We start from the raw sequence: 14935 nt of genomic DNA on the forward strand, positions 1-14935 counted from the left end.
CCCCGAACCTTTGCGCTTCCCTTGGCCCCCTGCTATGGAGAGCCCATGTTTGCGCGGCGCATCATAGGGATTAGCGGCCCGGCTTCCGCCTGAGCCTGAGGGCTCGGCGCAAGACCGGGATTTTGTCGTTTCACCCCGCGATTCCGCATCGCCATCCGTTCCCGCGCCCTTCCGAGCCAGTCAGCCTCATGTCCGAAAAGCCGCAAAAGTCCCCAAAGTCTGAAGCCAAAGACTATTCGAAGACCCTGTTCCTGCCGCAGACCGAATTCCCGATGCGCGCCGGCCTGCCGCAGCGCGAGCCGGAGATCCTCAAGCGCTGGTACGAGATCGGCCTCTACGAGAGACTGCGCGAGAGCGCGAAGGGCCGCGCCAAGTTCGTGCTGCATGACGGCCCGCCCTATGCCAACGGCAACATCCATATCGGCACGGCGCTGAACAAGATCCTCAAGGATCTCGTCACCAAGAGCCAGCAGATGCTCGGCTTCGATTCCAACTACGTGCCAGGCTGGGACTGCCACGGCCTGCCGATCGAATGGAAGGTCGAGGAAGAGCACTATCGCAAGAAGGGCAAGCAGAAGCCCGATTTCCGCGACTCCACCGCGATGATCGACTTCCGCAAGGAGTGCCGCGCCTACGCCACGCATTGGCTCGGCGTGCAACGCGAGGAGTTCAAGCGCCTCGGCGTCATCGGCGATTGGGATCATCCCTACGCCACCATGAGCTATCCGGCCGAAGCCCAGATCGCGCGCGAGCTGATGAAGTTCGCCGCCAACGGCACGCTCTATCGCGGCTCCAAGCCGGTGATGTGGAGCGTGGTCGAGAAGACCGCATTGGCCGAAGCCGAGGTCGAGTACGAGGACCACACCTCCGATACGGTGTGGGTGAAATTCCCGGTTACGTCGCCCGCGCACGGCACTCTCGCCTCCGCAAGCGTCGTGATCTGGACCACCACGCCGTGGACCCTGCCGGGCAACCGCGCCATCTCGTTCTCGCCGAAGATCGCCTACGGCCTGTACAAGGTGACGGACGCGCCCGCCGACAATTGGACCAAGACGGGCGACCTCCTGATCCTCGCCGATGCGCTCGCTGAAGAGGTCTTCAAGCAGGCCCGCGTGACGGCCTTCGAGAAGGTGCGCGATATCCCCGGCGACACCATGGACGCGATCGAATGCGCCCATCCGCTGAAGGGCCTTGCCGGCGGCTACGACTTCATCGTGCCGCTATTGCCCGGCGACCACGTCACCGACGACACCGGCACCGGCTTCGTGCACACCGCGCCTGGCCATGGTCGCGAGGACTTCGATGCCTGGATGGCGCAGGCGCGCGATCTCGATGCACGCGGCATCACCACGGCAATCCCCTATACCGTCGACGAGAACGGCGCCTACACCGATCATGCGCCGGGCTTTGCCGGCAAGCGTGTCATCAACGACAAGGGCGAGAAGGGCGACGCCAACGAGGCCGTGATCAAGGCGCTCGTCGAAAGAGGCATGCTGCTGGCGCGCGGCCGGCTCAAGCACCAATATCCGCACTCCTGGCGCTCCAAGAAGCCGGTGATCTTCCGCAATACGCCGCAATGGTTCATCGCGATGGACAAGGACGTTGCGGCGAGCGGCAAGGCGAAGAGCGGCGACACGCTGCGGGCCCGCGCGCTGCACGCGATCTCGGTGACGCAATGGGTGCCGCCTTCAGGCGAAAACCGCATCAACGGCATGATCGAGGCGCGGCCCGATTGGGTGATCTCGCGCCAGCGCGCCTGGGGCGTGCCGATCGCCGTGTTCGTGCGCGAGAAGGGCGACGGCTCCGCCGAGATCCTCCAGGACGAGGCCGTCAATACCCGTATCGGCGATGCCTTCGAGCAGGAAGGCGCCGATGCCTGGTACGCGAAAGGCGCGCGCGAGCGCTTCCTGGGAGCGCGTGCCAATGAAGACTGGCAGAAGGTCGACGACATTCTCGACGTCTGGTTCGATTCCGGCTCGACGCACGCCTTCGTGCTCGAAGACCCCGTGCAGTTTCCCGGGCTCGCCGGCATCAAGCGCAAGGTCGACGGCGGCACCGACACGGTGATGTATCTGGAAGGCTCGGACCAGCATCGCGGCTGGTTCCACTCCTCGCTGCTGGAGAGCTGCGGCACGCGCGGTCGGGCTCCTTACGACATCGTGCTGACCCACGGCTTCACCCAGGCCGAGGACGGCCGCAAGATGTCGAAGTCACTCGGCAACACCATCGAGCCGCAGGCCGTCATCAAGGAATCCGGCGCCGACATCTTGAGGCTCTGGGTCGCGTCTTGCGACTACACCGACGACCAGCGCATCGGTCCCGAGATCCTGAAGAACACGGTCGAGACCTACCGCAAGCTGCGCAACACCGTGCGCTGGATGCTCGGCACGCTGCATCATTACAAGCCGACTGAGGCGGTCGCGCCCGCCGAGATGCCCGAGCTCGAACGGCTGATGCTGCACGAGCTCGCGATCCGCGCCGCCGCCATCGGCAAGGCCTATCAGGAGTTCGACTTCAAGTCGGTGGTCGCGATCCTGTCCGCTTTCCTGAACAGCGAACTCTCGGCGTTCTATTTCGACATCCGCAAGGACACGCTTTATTGCGATCCGCCGTCGTCGCCGACGCGCAAGGCGGCGCTGACGACGATCGACCTGTTGTGCGCCTCGGTCCTGAAATGGCTGGCGCCGATCCTCAGCTTCACCGCGGAGGAAGGCTGGCGCATGTATCGCCCCAACGCCGAACCGTCGGTGCATCTGACCCAGTTCCCGAACGATCTCGAAGCCTTGCGCGACGACAAGCTCGCCGCGAAATGGGAAGCGATCCGTAACGTCCGCCGTGTCGTCACGGGCGCGCTCGAGCTCGAACGCGCCGCCAAGAACATCGGCTCGTCGCTGGAAGCCTCGCCGGTGATCTATGTCGCCGACCGGGACATGCTGATGACGCTGTTCGACGTCGACCTCGCCGAAATCTGCATCACCTCGAACTACGAGGTGCGTGAGGGCGAGGCTCCCGCCGATGCATTCCGGCTCGATGCCGTGCCCGGTGTCGCGGTCGTGGTGGAGAAGGCGGTCGGCACCAAATGCGCCCGCTCCTGGAAGATCTCCCCGACGATCGGCGAAGACGCTGAATACCCCGACGTCACCCCGCGCGACGCACAAGCACTGCGCGAGTGGAAGGCGTTGGGCGTGAGCGTCTGATCGGCACCCCATGACCCCGCTCCGCGCCGGCATCCTCGCGGCCCTGGTCACGCTTGTGGCCGACCAGGCCTCGAAGCTCTGGCTGCTGAACGGGTTTGACCTCGCCCGTCGCGGCGTGGTGAAGGTGACGCCGTTCTTCGACCTGGTGCTGGCCTGGAACATCGGCATCAGCTTTGGCTGGCTCCAGAACGACAGCCAGGCCGCGCAGCTCGCGCTGATGGCGGTCAAGGCCGTCGCCGTGGTCGCGCTGGCGATCTGGATGGCCCGCTCGCACACCCAGCTGGCCACGGTCGCGCTGGGCCTGATCATCGGCGGTGCCATCGGCAACGGCATCGACCGCCTGGCCTACGGCGCGGTGGTCGATTTCGCCCTGCTCCACATCGAGATCGGCGGAAATACCTATAATTGGTATGTGTTTAACCTCGCCGACGTGGCCATCGTTGCTGGGGTGGCGGGGCTATTGTATGATTCCTTCCTGGGGGTACCCGCCGCAAAAGCGCCCTGATCCCGGCCGATACGGACCGGCAGGTGGAACCCGGCCTTTGCGAGGGTTTGCCGCGTGCGAGCGGCGATCTGACACAATATGGAACAGGTACAGTAATGCGCAGCTCGAAGACCAGCTTTTCGATGGTTCGAGACCCCCGATCGGGGCATTGGCAGGCGTTGAAATTGTCCGCCGTCGCGCTCGGCATCGGTCTCGTCATGTCGGTCGGCGCAGCGCGTGCCGGTGATGACGACGATGATGATGACGGGATGACCTTCGAAGAGAAGATCATCGACAATCTGATGTCCGGCATCGGCGCCAAGAGCATGGAAAAGCCCGGCATCGAATACCGCGAGCGCTCGCCGCTGGTGGTGCCGCCCAAGCTCGACCTGCCGCCTCCCGCGACCCAGGCCAAGGCCGCTCCGAACTGGCCCAAGGACCCCGAGGAGAAGCGCCGCAAGGAAGCCATCGCCGCGCGCAAGAAGGCAACCAAGGAAACGGAAAACTGGCAGGCCGCCCGACAGCTGACGCCTGCCGAGATGAAGGCCGGCCAGGTCGCCGCAGCCCCCCGGACAAGCAATGACCCGATCCAGCCGGGCACCAACGGCAATCCGTCACTCAGCCCCGCCGAACTCGGCTTCTCCGGCGGCCTGTGGAATATGATGAAGGGCGGCAACGCCACCGAAGAAAAGAAATTCACCGAGGAGCCGCCGCGCCAGTCGCTGGTCGAGCCGCCGCCGGGCTATCAGACGCCGTCTCCGAACTACTCCTATGGCGCCGGACCGGACAAGTCGCGGCGGACCTATTTCGACATCATGTCCGGCAAGGACAAGGAACAATAGCGTTCCTGTTCCACAGACCCGAAACCCCGCGCCGGCGCTTCATGTACGCCGGCCGAGGCGCATAAATTGCTGATCAGTAACTTGCCACCGCGTTGAGTTCTCTGCTTCGTGACGCGAAGCCTCAGCCTCACGGTGTAGCATGCCGTGCCGTCCGAGCCGGACATCCGGACCTCGGCCTTTCAAAAGGATCATGATGTCCTCTTACCGATCGGCTGCCTGCCTCCTTGCCGCGCTGCTTTCGACGAGCATCCTCTCGGCCGGCGCGGCCCTTGCCCAGACCACGGTAACATCGGCCCCGCCCGCCAGCTTCACGCTCAGCAACGGCATGCAGGTCGTGGTGATCCCCGACCACCGCACGCCCGTCGTCACCGAGATGATCTGGTACAAGGTCGGCTCGGCCGACGAGACGCCGGGCAAGTCCGGCCTCGCCCACTTCCTCGAGCACCTGATGTTCAAGGGCACCTCGAAGCATCCCGTCGGCGAATTCTCCCAGACCGTGCTTCGCGTCGGCGGCAACGAGAACGCCTCGACCTCGGTCGACTACACCAACTATTACCAGCGCGTGCCGAAAGAGCAGCTGCCGACCATGATGGAGTTCGAGGCCGACCGCATGACGGGCCTCATCCTGAAGGACGAGAACGTGCTGCCCGAGCGCGACGTCGTGCTCGAAGAGTACAATATGCGCGTCGCCAACAATCCGGACGCGCGGCTGAACGAGCAGATCATGGCCGCGCTCTATCTCAATCATCCCTACGGCCGTCCCGTGATCGGCTGGCATCAGGAGATCGAGAAGCTCGACCGCGAGGACGCACTCGCCTTCTACCGCCGCTTCTATGCGCCGAACAACGCGATCCTGGTGATCGCCGGCGACGTCGAGGCCGCCGACATACGCCCGCTGGTGGAGCGCAATTTCGGCTCCATCCCGGCGCAATCAGCGATTCCGGCGCGGCGCGTCCGTCCGCAGGAGCCGGAGCCCGCCGCGCCGCGCACCGTCACGCTGGCCGACCCGCGCGTAGAGCAGCCGAGCATGCGGCGCTATTATCTGGTGCCCTCGGCAACCACGGCCGCGGCCGGTGAAAGCGCGGCCCTCGACGTGCTGGCGCAGCTGATGGGCAGCGGCAGCAATTCCTATCTCTACCGCGCCCTCGTCGTCGACAAGCCGCTCGCGGTCTCCGCCAACGCCAGCTATTCGAGCATCTCACTCGACCCGACCCAGTTCGCGATCTCGGCCTCACCGAAACCCGGCGTCAGCTTTGCCGAGGTCGAGCAGGCGGTCGACGGCGTCATCGCCAACGTCGCGCAGAACCCGATCCGCGCCGAGGATCTGGAGCGGGTCAAGACCCAGCTGATCGCGGAGGCGATCTACGCCCAGGACAACCAGGCGGTGCTGGCACGCTGGTATGGCGGCGCGCTGACCACGGGCCTGTCGATCGAGGACATCAGGAGCTGGCCCGACCGCATCCGCGCGGTCACCGCCGAGCAGGTCCGCGCCGTTGCGCAGAAATGGCTCGAGAAGAAGCGCTCGGTGACGGGCTATCTGATCAAGGACACTGCCGCCACCAAGCGCGAGGAGAAGCGTTCGTGACCTATCCCTTCCTTCGACGCGCTGCATTCTCTTTTGCCACCGGCGCTGCGCTCGCGCTCGCTGCGGTCTCGCCGTCACAGGCGGCCGCAAAGATCCAGCACCTGATCTCGCCGGGCGGTATCGAAGCCTGGTTCGTGCAGGACGCAACCGTGCCGCTGATCGCCATGGAATATTCCTTTGCCGGCGGCTCGGCGCAGGATCCCAAGGACAAGCCGGGCGTCGCCAACCTGGTCGGCGACCTGCTCGACGAAGGCTCCGGCGATCTCGACTCCAAGACCTTCCACGAGCGGCTCGACCGCCGCGCCATCGAGCTCTCCTTCAGCGCCACCCGCGACACCTTCCGCGGCAGCCTGCGCATGTTGCGCGACAACAAGGACGAGGCTTTCGACCTGCTCAGGAGCGCGTTGACCTCGCCGCATTTCGACACCGCCGATGTCGAACGCATCCGCTCGCAGGTCGTCTCGGGCCTGCGCCGCGAGACCACCAATCCGACCTCGCTGGCGAGCCGCAAGTTCCTGGAGGTCGCCTTCGGCGATCATCCCTATGGCCGGCAGACCAACGGCAACCTCGACAGCGTGCCGACCATCACGGTCCCCGACATGAAAGACTATGTCGGCCGCGTGCTTGCAAAGGATGGGCTGAAGATCGCTGTCGTCGGCGACGTCGATCCGGCGACCCTCGGCAAGCTGCTCGACCATACATTCGGCAGCCTGCCCGCCAAGGCCAACCTCACGCCGGTTCCGGACGTCGAGGCCGCAAAGCCGCCGCAGCGCGCCTTCGTGACGCTCGACGTGCCGCAGACCGTGATCACCTTTGGTGGCCCAGGGGTGAAGCGCAGCGATCCGAACTTCATGGCGGCCTATGTCGTCAATCACATCCTCGGCGGCGGTGGCTTGTCCTCCAGGCTCTATCGCGAGGTCCGCGAGAAGCGAGGCCTCGCCTATTCGGTGTTCGAATCGCTGCTCTGGATGGAGCATTCGGCGGTGTTCATCGGCAATACCGGCACGCGCGCCGACCGCGCCGGCGACACCATCGACGCCATCGACAAGGAAGTGCGCCGGATCGCCGAGGAAGGCCCGACGCAGAAGGAGCTCGACGAGGCCAAGTCCTACCTCAAGGGCTCGCAGATGCTGGCGCTCGACACCTCCTCCAAGCTGGCGCAGGCGCTGCTGCAGTACCAGCAGGACAAGCTGCCGATCGACTATATCGAGAAGCGCAATGCCATTGTCGACGCCGTGACGCTGGACGACGCCAAGGCCGCCGCCAAGCGCCTTTGGGGCCAGGGTCTCCTGACCGTCGTCGTCGGCCGCGCCCCGCAGGCCGCGGCGCAGCCGTCCGCGGCTCCGGCGACGAAGTCGAACTGACACCCCTGACGTCTGCTGAAATGGCCGGGCTCCGCCCGGCCATTTGCGTTTCCAGGATGCGCCATTGCCGAACGTGGACGTCCGCGATATGTCCGGACATCACGAATGGTGCCACCATGCTGCGGATATCCCGCGATCTCGTCATCGACGAGGACGACATCGAGATCGGCTTTGTCCGCGCCTCCGGCCCGGGCGGGCAGAACGTCAACAAGGTCGCGACCTCGGCGCAGCTGCGCTTCGACGCCAGCAAGCTGACCTTGCCGGAGGATGCGGCCCTGCGCCTTGCCCGCCTCGCCGGTCAGCGCATGACCAAGGACGGCGTGATCGTGATCCAGGCGCAGCGCTTCCGTACCCAGGAGCGCAACCGCCAGGATGCCATCGACCGCCTCACGGAGATGCTGCGCGAAGCCATGATACGGCCGACGCCGCGGCGCGCGACGCGGCCGACCTTTGCCTCCAAGCAGCGCCGGCTCGACGGCAAGAAGCGCCGCAGCGACGTCAAGGCCGGACGCGGCGGGCGCTTCGACGACTAATTAGCTAATTAGCGCGGCAAAAAACTCCGGCCGCGAGGCGACCGGAGTTGTGCCGTCTTACGCGGCTGGACTAGTAACGCTTGGAAGGGGCTGCGCCGCCCGTCGCCGCATCGTCGGCCGTTCCCTTGTGCGCAGCGCTGCCCGTGGTGCCGACCGTACCCCTGGTGCCCTTGGTCGATTTCATGCCGGCCTTCTCGCCCGCCGCGCCCGGCTGAGCATTCATCTCCTCGTCGCCGCTGCCCATCGTGCTGCCTTGCATGGGTTTGCTCTGCACGGTGCCGCCCGGCTTGGCGGTGGGGGGCGCGCTTTGCGCGAGAACGGGCGTCGCAATGAGAGCCGACAGAGCGCATGCGATCATCGAGGTCTTGACCAACTTCATCCATTTCTCCTGGATTTTTTCGCGATGAATGGCCCGGCGGCTTTCACGCCGCTCGTCTGTACCGGGCCATTGCATCGCGTCGAGAATTCGAGCGGCGCAATCGTCATGCAATGCGCATGGTGTGGTGATCGTTTAGGGATTTGACGGCGGTTTCGCGGAATTGTGCTCCGCATATAAGGCGGCGCGGAACAGTGCGCATCACGAGCATCTCCGCGCGCAACGAAACAGCCCGCTACTACCACCGCCCATCTGACGCCGCCTAGAGTTTGCGCAGGTTGATGTGGATGGGCGGCTCTAGACGATGCGCGCGTTCGTGCTGGGATTGTGCACCGCGATGGTGCTGGTGGTGCGGGTTGCCGACGCGCAAATGCCTTTGCCGGCCGCGATGCCGCCAGCCGGCGCGACACTCTTCAAGCAACAATGCGCGGCGTGCCACACGTTGAGCCTGTCGGAGCCGGCGCGCCAGGGCCCGCCGCTGCTCAAGGTCGTGGGCCGTCCCGCCGGCAAGGTCGAGGGCTTCAGGTATTCGCAAGGCCTCGCGAACGCGGATTTCACCTGGGACGAAGCCCGGCTCGACGCGTGGCTGACCAATCCGCAGGCCGTCATTCCCGGCGTCGTCATGGCTTACCGGCAAGGCAAGCCGGAGACGCGCGCCGCCATCATCGCTTACCTGAAGGAGCAGCACTGAATGGCAAAGCCGGTGCATTCCATGATCCGCGTGCTTGATGAAGCGCGCTCGCTCGACTTCTACCGGCGTGCCTTCGGCCTCGAAGTCGCCGACCATCTGAAATTCGCGGACTTTGCCCTGATCTATCTGCGTCACCCCTCCTCACCTTTCGAGGTCGAGCTGACGGTGAATTTCGATCGCAAGGAGCCGTACCAGCCCGGCGACGGCTACGGCCATCTCGCCGTCGTGGTCGAGGATCTCGAGACCGAGCATGCCCGCTTCGAGCGCGAGAAGCTCGCGCCGGGGCCGCTACGCGATTTCAAGCACGACGGCAGGACGCTGGCGCGCTTCTTCTTCGTCAGCGATCCCGATGGCTACAAGATCGAGGTGATCCAGCGGGGCGGACGTTTCAACTGATCCAATCATAAAATCAAAATTGACGGAGGAATGCCATGAGAGAAGTCGATCGTCGAAGCAAGCACAGCCGCCGCGTCTTTCTCAAGGGCGCAGCGACCGCCGTGCCGGTCGTGGCCGTCGCGACCAGCGTCGCTGTGAGCATCGAGGATGCGTGGGCCGATGATTCCAGCGCGCTCTCGCCCGCAACGATGAAGACATTGCTGAAAGTCGCGCGCGACATCTACCCGCACGACGTGCTCGGCGACAACTACTACATCACCGCGATCAAGCCGTGGGACGGCAAGGCGGCGAAGGATCCCGCCGTCAAGTCGCTGATCAGCGACGGCATCACGCGGCTCGATCAGAATGCGCGGGATCGCCACAAGGTGCCCTATGTCGAAGTGCCATGGGAAGCCGACCGGGTCGTGCTCTTGAAGGAGATCGAGGGAAGCGACTTCTTCCAGAAGGTGCGCGGCGACCTCATCGTGTCGCTCTACAACCAGAAGGAGGTCTGGCCACGCTTCGGCTACGAGGGCTCCTCGGCCGAGCACGGCGGCTACATCAACCGTGGCTTCGCCGACATCGACTGGCTGCCGAAGGCTTGAGACCCACCCCAACGGTTCAGGAGAACGCATATGGCAAAATTCGATCTGAACGACTCCAGCGTTGTGGTGATCGTCGGCTCCGGTGCCGGCGGCGGCACGCTGGGCAACGAGCTCGCGCAGAAGGGCGTCAAGGTGGTCATTCTCGAAGCGGGTCCCCGCATCGAGAACCACGACTTCGTCAACGACGAATGGGAGAGTTTTTCCCAGCTCGCCTGGACCGATGCACGCACCACGTCGGGCACGTGGCGCGTCGCCAAGGATTTTTCCGGCCTTCCCGCCTGGATCGTCAAGGCGGTCGGCGGCTCGACGACCCATTGGGCCGGCGCCTCGCTGCGCTTCGACGAGCACGAGTTCAGGGTGAAGAGCACCTACGGCAACCTTCCCGGCGCAAACCTCCTCGACTGGCCGGTTACCCTCGCCGAAATGGAGCCGTGGTACGCCAAGGCCGAGAACAAGATGGGCGTGACCCGCACCAACGGCATTCCCGGCCTTCCCGGCAACAATAATTTCAAGGTGCTGGAAGCCGGCGCCAGGAAGCTTGGCTACAAGACGGTGCACACCGGCAACATGGCGATCAACAGCCAGCCGCGCGACGGCCGCGGCGCCTGCCAGCAGATCGGCTTCTGCTTCCAGGGCTGCAAATCCGGCGCGAAATGGTCGACGCTCTACACCGAGATCCCCAAGGGCGAGGCGACCGGCAATCTCGAAGTGCGACCGAGCAGCATGGCGATCAAGATCGAGCATGACGCTGGGGGCAAGGTCACCGGCGTCGTCTACGCCGACGAGAGCGGCGCGATGCAACGGCAGAAGGCGCGCATCGTCGCGGTCGCCGGCAATTCGATCGAGAGCCCGCGGCTGCTGCTCAACAGCGCCTCGACCATGTTCCCCGACGGCCTTGGCAATTCATCGGGCCAGGTCGGCCGCAACTACATGCGGCACATGACCGGCAGCGTCTATGCCGTATTCGAGAAGTCCGTGCACATGTATCGCGGCACCACCATGGCCGGGATCATCCGCGATGAAGCCGCCAACAATCCGAAGCGCGGCTTCGTCGGCGGCTACGAGATGGAGACGCTGTCGATCGGGCTGCCGTTCATGGCGGCGTTCCTCAATCCCGGCGCCTGGGGCCGTCCATTCACCGCAGCGCTCGACGGTTATCCCAGGATGGCCGGCATGTGGCTGGTCGGCGAGGACATGCCGCAGGAGACCAACCGCATCACGCTCGACCCTCGCGTGAAGGACAAGTTCGGGCAGCCGGTCGCGAGCGTACATTTCGACGATCATCCCAACGATCTCGCGATGCGCGCGCACGCCTACAAGCAGGGCGCTGCGGTCTACGACGCCGTCGGCGCCACCGTGACCTATCCGACGCCGCCCTATCCGAGCACCCACAATCTCGGCACCAACCGCATGAGCGAGAAGCCGCGCGACGGCGTGGTCAACAAGTTCGGACAGAGCCACGACGTCAAGAACCTGTTCGTCTCGGACGGCAGCCAGTTCACCAGCGGGGCTGCCTGCAACCCGACGCTGACCATCGTCGCGCTGGCGATCCGGCAGGCGGATTACATTGCGGGGGCGATGCAGAAGAAGGAGATTTGAGGAGGGGGTGTTGTCACCGCGCCAGCGATGGCGACGTTGAGGGATTGCGTATCCACACCCAAGGTGTCGTCCCGGCGAACGCCGGGACCCATAACCACAGGGAGACATTCGGCGAAGATTGATCGTTCGGTACACCGACCTTCTGCAACAGCGAGATCACGCGGTATGGGTCCCGGCGTTCGCCGGGACGACATTGTGGAAGCGTGCTCGCGCCCAACTGCTACTCCGCCGCATCGAGAATCGGCGCCACCGTCGCCTTGAACTCCGGCACCGTCGCCATGCTCTTCGAGCGATAGATCAGACACGAGCAGCGCAGCAGCGAGGCGAAATTGTTGACCTCGCCGTGATGGTCGAGGACCTCGTTGTAGAGCGTGGTCAGGAACTTGCCGACGCTCATATTCTCCCTGGCCGCGATCTCCTCCAGCGTGTCCCAGAACGCCATTTCCAGCCGGATCGAGGTGCAATGGCCATCGATCCGCAAGGAGCGGGTCTGGGATTCGTAATCACGTTGGGGCTGATGCGCGAAGAGATGGCACATGGCGTCCTCCCGTCCTGTTGCCGTTTTTTCACGATGCTACACCGCTGCCCGGCAGCTCACAATCCGGACCGTCGTCGGATGTCGGCCGATCCCGGGTTGCGCAATTTTCTCGAACGCTCAATATCTTCAATGTGATAGGTAGCCCTCTTCCCCAGGCGGCTGCACGGCTGTTGCCCAACACATGCTTTTGACGCAACACGGCCTAGAATAGCGCTGTCCGCGAATCCAGATTCGTAAGCCTAAACTCAGAACCTCATGCCCGTCCGCCAATTGCCAGAACAGGTCGTCAACCGCATCGCCGCCGGCGAGGTGGTCGAGCGGCCGGCGAGCGTGGTCAAGGAGCTGGTCGAGAACGCCATCGATGCCGGCGCGAGCCGGATCGACGTCTTCACCGACGGCGGCGGGCGGCGGCGGATCGGCATCACCGATGACGGCGGCGGCATGACCGCGAAAGACCTCGCGCTCGCGGTCGAGCGCCACGCCACGTCCAAGCTCGACGACGAGGATCTGCTGCAGATCCGCACGCTCGGGTTCCGCGGCGAGGCGCTGCCCTCGATCGGCTCGGTGGCGCGACTGTCCATCACCACCCGGCATGCCGGTGAGCCGCACGCCTGGGCGCTCACGGTCGAGGGCGGCGAGAAGTCCGAGATCATGCCGGCGGCGCTGGCGCATGGCACGCGCGTCGAGGTTGGCGACCTCTTCTATGCAACGCCGGCCCGGCTGAAATTTTTGAAGACCGACCGCACCGAGGCCGAGGCGATCCGCGAGGTGGTGCGGCGCCTCGCGATGGCGCGGCCCGATATCGCCTTTACGCTGGCGGGCGAGGAGCGCGCACCGGTGACCTGGGCTGCCGCGCTGCCCGGCGCGGCCGGACGGCTGACGCGGCTCGGCGACATTCTGGGCGCCGAGTTTCGCAGCCATGCCTTCGAAGTCCACGCCGAACGCGAGGGCGTGGTGGTCAGCGGCTATGCCGCAGCTCCTGCACTGACCAAAGCCAATGCGCTCGGGCAATATCTCTTCGTCAACGGCCGCCCGGTCCGCGACAAGCTGATCCTGGGGGCGGTGCGCGGCGCCTATGCCGACTATCTGCCGCGCGACCGGCATCCCGTGCTGGCGCTATTCGTCACGCTCGATCCGCGCGAGGTTGACGCCAACGTGCACCCGGCCAAGACCGAGGTGCGCTTCCGCAACGCCGGCCTCGTCCGCGCGCTGATCGTGCACGGGCTGAAGGAAGGCCTCGCGCGGGAGGGCCGACGCACGGCCGCCAACAGCGGTGAGAGCGCGTTGTCCTCGTTCCGGCCGGCCTTCACGCCGCCGCGCCCCGCAAGCTGGGACTGGCGGGCTTCGCCGTCCGCGCCCGTTGCGCCGATGCCGTCATTTGAAGGTGCCGCCGCACCCGCTTTCGCAGAGCGCACGCAGGCCGCCTTCGACGTCGGCACGCCCAGTGCGGACGTGAGGATCGAGTCGCAGCCCGTCAGCGACCTCGTCGACCGCCCGCTCGGCGCGGCGCGCACGCAGATCCACGAGACCTACATCGTCTCGCAGACCCGCGACGGATTGATCATCGTCGACCAGCACGCCGCGCATGAACGCATCGTCTATGAGCGGTTGAAGGCCTCGCTGGCCGCGAACGGCGTGCAGCGGCAGATCCTCTTGATCCCCGAGATCGTCGAGATGGACGAGGCGACGGTCGAGCGCCTCCTGGAGCGCAGCGAGGAGCTGGCATCGTTCGGCCTCGCCATCGAATCCTTCGGCCCCGGCGCGGTCGCGGTGCGCGAGACACCCTCGCTGCTCGGCAAGACCAATGCGGGCGGCCTCTTGCGCGATCTCTCCGAGCACATGGCCGAATGGGACGAGGCGCTGCCGCTGGAGCGCCGCCTGATGCACGTCGCGGCGACCATGGCCTGCCACGGCTCGGTGCGCGCCGGCCGCAGGCTGCGGCCGGAAGAGATGAACGCCCTGCTCCGCGAGATGGAGGACACCCCGAACTCCGGGCAGTGCAACCACGGCCGGCCGACCTATGTCGAGCTGAAGCTGAGCGATGTGGAGAAACTGTTCGGGCGAAGGTGACGGTGCCGTGGTGACGGTGCCGTAGGGTGGGCAAAGCGTAGCGTGCCCACCACCTCTCTCGATCATGCGGAGATCGTGGGCACGGCGCGTTGCGCCTTTGCCCACCCTACGAGAGCGAGACTACGATCTCCTCAAAAACACGAACTCCGTGTCGTCATACGCCCGCCGCTCCAATTCCTCGTAACCTTCCGGCGTCGCGAACTGCGCGGCCTTCGCCTCCTCCACCACCAGCAGCGCGCCGGGCGTGAGCCAGCCGCCATCGCGCAAGCTTGCCAGCGCCTTCTCCGCAAAGCCCTTGCCATAGGGCGGATCGAGGAACGCGAGCGAGAACGGCTCGACGGGATGCGCGGGGCCGAGATCGGTCGCATCGCGGCGATAGACTTTCGTCACGCCGCCGAGGCCGAGCGACTCGACGTTATTGCGCAGCAGCGCCCGCGCTTCCGCGCCATTATCGACGAACAGCGTGAACTTCGCCCCGCGCGACGACGCCTCGATGCCGAGCGCGCCGGTGCCGGCGAAGAGATCGAGCACGCGCGCGTCTTCAATCGGATCGTCATAGGCATGCACGAGGATGTTGAACACGGACTCGCGCAGGCGGTCCGCCGTGGGGCGGATGTCGCGCGAGGACGGTGAGGCGAGATTGCGCCCCTTCAAACGACCGCCGACGACGCGCAAG

The 14935-nt window shown here is 65.4% G+C and carries 14 protein-coding genes; 11 read left to right on the plus strand and 3 right to left on the minus strand.

The window, feature by feature from the left end:
• The first annotated feature begins 188 nt into the window (after positions 1-188).
• The 6 genes from ileS (at position 189) to arfB (ending at position 8005) form a co-directional block, all read left to right on the plus strand.
• Positions 189-3197, plus strand: a complete 3009-nt coding sequence (ileS, locus tag XI03_RS18240) for an isoleucine--tRNA ligase (protein WP_271592857.1) — start codon at positions 189-191, stop codon at positions 3195-3197.
• Positions 3198-3207: 10 nt separating this feature from the next.
• A complete protein-coding gene (gene lspA / locus XI03_RS18245; RefSeq protein ID WP_271592858.1) occupies positions 3208-3702 on the plus strand; it encodes a signal peptidase II in 495 nt (164 codons plus the stop codon).
• Between the two features lie 95 nt (positions 3703-3797).
• Positions 3798-4523: a hypothetical protein gene (locus tag XI03_RS18250; protein ID WP_271592859.1), complete on the plus strand. Its 726-nt coding sequence runs from the start codon at positions 3798-3800 to the stop codon at positions 4521-4523.
• 190 nt (positions 4524-4713) lie between these two features.
• Entirely contained in the window at positions 4714-6108 is a 1395-nt protein-coding gene (locus tag XI03_RS18255) for a M16 family metallopeptidase (protein WP_404515391.1), read from the plus strand.
• A complete protein-coding gene (locus XI03_RS18260; RefSeq protein WP_271592860.1) occupies positions 6105-7472 on the plus strand; it encodes a M16 family metallopeptidase in 1368 nt (455 codons plus the stop codon). Before XI03_RS18255 ends, XI03_RS18260 begins: the two co-directional genes overlap by 4 nt.
• A 116-nt stretch (positions 7473-7588) precedes the next feature.
• Positions 7589-8005, plus strand: a complete 417-nt coding sequence (gene arfB / locus XI03_RS18265) for an alternative ribosome rescue aminoacyl-tRNA hydrolase ArfB (RefSeq protein ID WP_271592861.1) — start codon at positions 7589-7591, stop codon at positions 8003-8005.
• A 70-nt stretch (positions 8006-8075) separates the two neighbouring features.
• Here the strand turns inward: arfB and XI03_RS18270 are convergent, their stop codons facing one another.
• On the minus strand, positions 8076-8384 hold the full coding sequence (locus tag XI03_RS18270; protein WP_028140134.1) for a hypothetical protein: 309 nt from the start codon (positions 8382-8384) through the stop codon (positions 8076-8078).
• 301 nt (positions 8385-8685) lie between these two features.
• Here XI03_RS18270 and XI03_RS18275 point away from each other — a divergent pair, with 301 nt between their 5' ends.
• The 4 genes from XI03_RS18275 to XI03_RS18290 are packed head-to-tail and all read left to right on the plus strand — an operon-like array spanning position 8686 to position 11651.
• The gene (locus XI03_RS18275; RefSeq protein WP_028140133.1) at positions 8686-9072 is read left to right on the plus strand and encodes a c-type cytochrome; all 387 of its coding nucleotides are present in this window, start codon (positions 8686-8688) and stop codon (positions 9070-9072) included.
• The gene (locus XI03_RS18280) at positions 9073-9468 is read left to right on the plus strand and encodes a VOC family protein (RefSeq protein WP_028140132.1); all 396 of its coding nucleotides are present in this window, start codon (positions 9073-9075) and stop codon (positions 9466-9468) included.
• A gap of 35 nt (positions 9469-9503) precedes the next feature.
• On the plus strand, positions 9504-10052 hold the full coding sequence (locus tag XI03_RS18285) for a gluconate 2-dehydrogenase subunit 3 family protein (protein ID WP_271592862.1): 549 nt from the start codon (positions 9504-9506) through the stop codon (positions 10050-10052).
• Between the two features lie 30 nt (positions 10053-10082).
• Positions 10083-11651 carry a GMC family oxidoreductase gene (locus XI03_RS18290; RefSeq protein ID WP_018321944.1) on the plus strand — a complete coding sequence of 523 codons (1569 nt, stop codon included), beginning with the start codon at positions 10083-10085 and terminating at the stop codon, positions 11649-11651.
• Positions 11652-11871: 220 nt separating this feature from the next.
• Here the strand turns inward: XI03_RS18290 and XI03_RS18295 are convergent, their stop codons facing one another.
• Positions 11872-12189, minus strand: coding sequence for a ribbon-helix-helix domain-containing protein (locus XI03_RS18295; RefSeq protein ID WP_095424803.1), 318 nt, complete (start codon positions 12187-12189; stop codon positions 11872-11874).
• A gap of 255 nt (positions 12190-12444) precedes the next feature.
• Between XI03_RS18295 and mutL the strand changes: the two genes are divergently transcribed.
• A complete protein-coding gene (gene mutL / locus XI03_RS18300) occupies positions 12445-14259 on the plus strand; it encodes a DNA mismatch repair endonuclease MutL (protein ID WP_271592863.1) in 1815 nt (604 codons plus the stop codon).
• A gap of 120 nt (positions 14260-14379) precedes the next feature.
• On the opposite strand, the gene rsmD is transcribed toward mutL, so the two are convergent.
• Entirely contained in the window at positions 14380-14934 is a 555-nt protein-coding gene (rsmD, locus tag XI03_RS18305) for a 16S rRNA (guanine(966)-N(2))-methyltransferase RsmD (protein WP_095424801.1), read from the minus strand.
• Between the last annotated feature and the right edge of the window lies 1 nt (position 14935).

Source organism: Bradyrhizobium sp. CCBAU 65884, assembly GCF_028128835.1.
GTDB classification, from domain to species: Bacteria; Pseudomonadota; Alphaproteobacteria; order Rhizobiales; family Xanthobacteraceae; genus Bradyrhizobium; species Bradyrhizobium ottawaense.